The sequence below is a fragment of the Paenibacillus tabacirhizosphaerae genome (assembly GCF_040812395.1).
Taxonomy (GTDB): Bacteria; Bacillota; Bacilli; order Paenibacillales; family NBRC-103111; genus Paenibacillus_E.
In genome coordinates, this window is the sequence record NZ_JBFNXH010000043.1 from 1 (window position 1) to 5650 (window position 5650).

A 5650-nucleotide genomic window follows, 5' to 3' on the forward strand; every position below is an offset into this window, starting at 1 on the left:
CGAATCTGTGGTGGAAATCGGCGCGGATATTGTATTCCTTCCAACCGCTTTTCTTAAATATTTGGCTTCGGAGAAGCGGTATCTGGAGACGCTCTCCCGAGGCCGTGTGCGGCATATCGTTGTGGCCGGGGAGCAACTGGTAATTCATCCGAACCTTCGTGCTTATTTGTTGGAGCATGAAGTGATTTTGCACAATCACTACGGTCCTTCCGAAACCCATGTGGTGACCTCCCACAGGATACAAGGCGAGGATTCGTTTCTCCCGAGCCTGCCGCCGATCGGCAGACCTATAGCCAATACAAGCATTTTTATTATCGATCGAAACGGGCACTTGCTGCCTGTTGGAGCGGCAGGGGAGCTGTGCATCGGCGGTGCCGGTCTCGCTCGGGAGTACGTGAACCGCGCCGAGCTGACAGCCGAGAAGTTTGTTAATCATCCGCTTGAACCTGGTGAACGGGTGTACCGTACAGGCGATTTGGCGCGATGGCTGTCGGACGGCACGCTGGAATACTTGGGTCGCATGGACCATCAAGTGAAGATCCGGGGATACCGGATTGAGCTTGGCGAGGTGGAATCCCGGTTACTGGATATCCTGTCCATAACGGAAGCGGTCGTTTTGGCGCTCGACGATGAAGAGGGGGCGAAGTACCTTTGCGCGTATGTTGTGGCGGAATCCGGGCTTACCTCGGGAGAAATTAGAAGCGCATTGTCGGAGGAACTGCCTGCCTATATGATTCCGTCCTTCATCGTGCAGCTTGACAGTTTGCCGCTAACGGTCAACGGCAAGGTGGATCGCCGAGCGCTGCCAAAGCCGGAGCATGTGGTTCAGAGCGAAGCGGTGTACGTAGCTCCGCGCAATGAGACCGAAGACCGGCTTGTGGAAATCTGGAAGCGCGTATTAAAGCGCCAGGATATTGGAGTGAGAGATAACTTCTTTGAACTCGGCGGTCATTCCTTATCGGCGGCCAGCTTGACCGGAAGAATCTACAAAGAATTGAACTTGGAGCTCCCGCTAAGAGAGGTGTTCCGGTATCCGACCATCGAAGGCATGGCCCAGGTGATCGACGCTGCAAACCGAAGTGGTTATACCCCGATCCCCCTTGCTGCGAAGAGAGAGTACTATCCGGTTTCCTCCGCCCAAAAGCGCATCTATCTGGTCAGTCACCTGAATGGCGGCGGGCTGAGCTATAACATGCCGGGGGCTCTGCAAATGGACGGTCCATTGGACCGCATCCGGGTCCAGGAGGCCCTCCAGCGGCTGATCGCCCGCCATGAATCGCTGCGGACCGGATTCGAAATGAAGGACGGGGATGTCATGGCCCGGATCTATGAAGCGGCTCCCTTCTTCATTGAATCCCTCCCGGCGATGGATAAGGCGGAGCCGGATCTGCTCCGCCGCTTTATCCGGCCGTTCGATTTGTCTCAGGCGCCGCTGCTCCGGGCCGGGCTGATCCGGTTGGGGCCGGAGCAGCATCTGCTGCTCTTCGATATGCATCACATCATCTCGGACGGTGTGTCGCTGGGCATTCTGGCCCGGGAGTTTATTCATTACTATCAGGGGCAAGATCTGCCGCCACTTCCCGTTCAATACAAAGACTATGCGATCTGGCAGCAGGAGCTGACAGCCCAGCCCGCGATGCAGCCGCACAGGCAGTACTGGATTGACCGCTTCCAGGATGAGGTTCCGGTCTTGGAGCTGCCGACGGACTACCCCCGTCCCCCTGCACAAAGCTTCGAAGGGGATACGGTGAACTTCCGGATCGATCAGGGGCTGCTTCAGAGGCTGCAGGAGCTTGCCCGGGAGACGGAGACTACGCTGTACATGACGCTGCTTGCGGCCTTTAATGTGCTGCTGTTTAAATATTCTGGGCAGCCGGATATCGTGGTGGGCAGCCCGGTGGCCGGCCGTGAGCATCCGGATGTGGAACCTCTCATCGGCATGTTTGTTAACACCCTAGCGCTTCGCAACTATCCGGATGGCGGCAAATCATTCCGTGCCTTCCTCTCCGAAGTAGGGGAGCGAGCGGTGGAAGCGTTCGTCCATCAAGCTTATCCCTTCGAGGAGTTGGTGGAACGAGTCCAGGTGCGCAGAGATTTGAGCCGCAGTCCGTTATTTGATGTGATGCTCGTGCTTCAAAATATGGAGCGGGATGAATTGTCGGCTCCGGGAATTGTCCTAAGTTCTTATGAGATCGATTCGCGAGTGGTTAAATTCGACCTGACCCTTACATTGATGGAAGAGCAGGACGGGCTGCAAGGCAGTCTTGCGTATGCCATCCGGCTGTTCAAGCGGGAAACTGCGGAGCGAATGGCCACTCACTTTCTTGAGGTGCTCAGGTCTGTGGTGAGGGAGCCGGATGGGCTCTTGAGCGATTTGGAGATCACGACGACCGCGGAGCGGCATGAAATTCTGGAAGTGTTCAACCGGACGGAGTCCGAGTACCCGCGTGAGCAAACGGTCCATGCCTTGTTCGAAGATCAGGCGTTGCGGACACCGGATGCGGTGGCCGTAATCGATGAGGAGGGCCGGCAGCTGACCTATGCCGAGCTGAATGCCAGAGCGAATCAGGTTGCGAACAAGCTTCGGGGCTATGGCGTTCAGGCGGATACGGTCGTTGGCCTGATGACGGAACGCACGCTCGATATGATGGTGGGAATCTTTGGTATTTTGAAAGCGGGAGGGGCTTACCTGCCGGTTGACCCGTCGTATCCGGTGGAGCGTATCCGCTACATGCTGGAGGACAGCGGGACGAGGGTGCTGCTGACCGGGCAGTCGGCCGTTGAGGCAGCTGTCGCGTTCGACGGCGCCGTACTAGTTCTGCAAAGCGATGTTTTCAGCGATGAGCCCATGGACAATCCGATACCCGTAAGCGGACCGGAACATCTCGCCTACGTCATCTACACATCCGGATCGACTGGACGGCCGAAGGGAGTCATGATCGAGCACCATTCGGTCATCAACCGGCTGCATTGGATGCAGAAGGAGTATAGGCTCTGCGAAGGGGATCTTGTTCTGCAAAAGACGCCGATCAGCTTCGATGTGTCGGTGTGGGAGCTGATCTGGTGGTCTTGGTATGGTGCCAGCTTGTGCCTCCTGCCGCCGGGAGGAGAGAAGGATCCGGCTGTCATCGCGGCTGTCATTGCGAAACAGCGGGTAACAACCATTCACTTCGTGCCGCCTATGTTGGGAGCGTTTCTGGATTATCTGGAAGATCACCCGGATATGGTGCAGGGCATGGCCTCCTTAAAGCAAGTGTTTGCCAGCGGCCAAGCGCTTCCGAAGCAGCTTGTGGACAGGTTTTACGCATGTCTTGGCGAAGACGGCATCCGGCTTGTGAATTTGTACGGGCCAACCGAAGCGACGGTGGACGTTACTTCGTTTGATTGTACACCGGGGCTGGAACGCATTCCGATCGGAAAGCCGATTGACAATATCCGCCTTTATGTGGTGGATGAGAACTTGCATCTGCTCCCCGCAGGCATCCCCGGTGAGCTGTGTATTGCCGGGGTGGGCCTCGCCAGAGGGTATCTGGGCCGCCCGGAGCTTACAGCGGAGAAGTTCGTAGACGATCCGTTCGCAGGGGAAGGGCGAATGTACCGCACCGGCGATGTGGCCCGCTGGCTGCCGGACGGGAATGTAGAGTACCTTGGCCGGATGGATCACCAGGTCAAGATCCGAGGCAACCGGATCGAGCTGGGTGAGATTGAAGAAGCTCTGCTGCGCCATGAGCGGGTTCGGGAAGCGGTCGTGATCGACCGGACCGATGAAACCGGGGCGAGCTATCTGGTTGCATACGTTGCTGCCCAGGCCGAGGTGCCGGGTTACGAGCTTAGGGCACATCTGGCTCAGAGCCTGCCGCAGTATATGATTCCTGCCTATTTTGTCGCCATGGAACGCCTGCCGCTGACGCCTAACGGCAAGCTGGACAGGAGGGCGCTGCCGGTTCCCGACACGGCGGCGGCAAGGGCGGAAGCCTATGTGGCGCCTCAAAGCAGCACGGAGTGGGAGCTGGCGGAGATCTGGAGCGAGGTGCTTGGAGCAGGTCAGGTAGGGACCCAGGACAATTTCTTCCAGATGGGCGGAGACTCGATTAAATTGATTCGCCTGTCCAACCGGATTCATCAGGTGTTCGGGACTGAGGCACGTCTGAAAGACTTGTATGCCTACCAGACCATCGGCGAGTTTGCCCGCTGCATGGAGGAGACTGGAGCCGGCAGCGGGTCAGACGAGATGGCGCAGGGGCTGGGGCTCATCGAGGCACTTCAGGATCGGATCCGGGAAGAACCGACGATGCAGCGCTACCTGCTGCAAGGAATCGAGGATTTCTATCCTCTAAGCAAAATCCAGATGAGCATGGTCTACTACTCGAAGCTGAAGCCGGATGAGCCGATCTATCACGACCAGTTCTTCTTCACCGCGCGGATTCGCCGGTTGGATGCTGGATTGATCCGGCAAACCACCCTTGCGCTGATGGGCAGGCATGCCATCCTCCGAACCGTGTTTGATACCGTTCAGTTCTCCGAGCCTCTTCAGCTTGTGTACAAGCAGATGGAGCCGGATCTGTCGGTTGAGGATATCATGCATTTGCCCGTAGAGTCTCAGCGGCAGTATATGGAAGAGCGGCGGCATGCCGACCTGGCCGACAAGTACTTGACGGGCGACGGGCTGCTGTGGAGGCTTCGGGTGTTCAGGATTGGAATGGAGGATGCGGTGATCCTTCTGTCCTTCCACCATGCAGCACTCGACGGCTGGAGCGTGGCTGTGTTCCAGCAGGAGTTCATGGAGCTGTATAACCGGCTCGCCGCTGTACAGCAGGATGCCTTTCCGCGATCCTTCGAGCTGCCCCCGCTCCGCAATTCGTATAAGGAATACGTGGCGCTAAACGCTTATAAGCAAGCGGACGGGAAGACGGCGGAATTCTGGAGAGAGTATCTCGCCGGCTGCACGCGCGGCAAGCTGCCGTTCAACATTGCACGCAAACAGCGCCCAAGCACGGCGCCAAGCGCCATTATCAATAGAACGGTGGAATCCGGGCTCGTACGCAAGCTGGAGGAGGGGGCCAAAGCTTACGGTTGCACCGTGAGGGACTTGTGTCTCGGCGCCCATCTCTACCTGCTGCGCGTCATCACGACCGAGGAGGATATCGTGACCGGCGTCGTCTCCCATGATCGTCCGGCTGTGAACGACGGGGACCGCATACTCGGCTGCTTCCTGAACTCGCTTCCGATGCGGATGCGCATCGGCAAGAGGAAGGCCAAGCAGGAGCTGCTTCGCCAGGTGGCGGACACCCTCTACCGGATGAAGGCCCATGAAGTGTTCCTTAGCGATATTGCACGGATGGTCGGAGAAAGGTCCGATCCGTCCCTTAACCCGATTTTCGACACCTTATTCAACTATACGGACTTCCATGTTCTGAATTTCCGTACAGCAGGTGACGGCATCCGCCCGGAGGAAGCGGTGGGGCTTGAAATGGAAAGTGCCGAGATGACCAACACACTGCTGGATGTCGAGGTGCATCGGAGCAGCGAGCACATGAATGTCCAAATCAAGTATGCCCCGAGCTACTTCTATGACCAGGATATGGAGACGGTATTCACGCTCTATGTGCGGATTCTGGAGGAGCTGTGCGACGAGGCGAATCCGATTTTG

At 57.5% G+C, this 5650-nt stretch carries 1 protein-coding gene; it reads left to right on the plus strand.

Annotated features, from left to right (window positions below; translation table 11 throughout):
* A partial coding sequence (locus ABRS97_RS27715) for an amino acid adenylation domain-containing protein (protein ID WP_367819413.1) occupies window positions 1-5650 on the plus strand: 5650 nt, incomplete at both ends.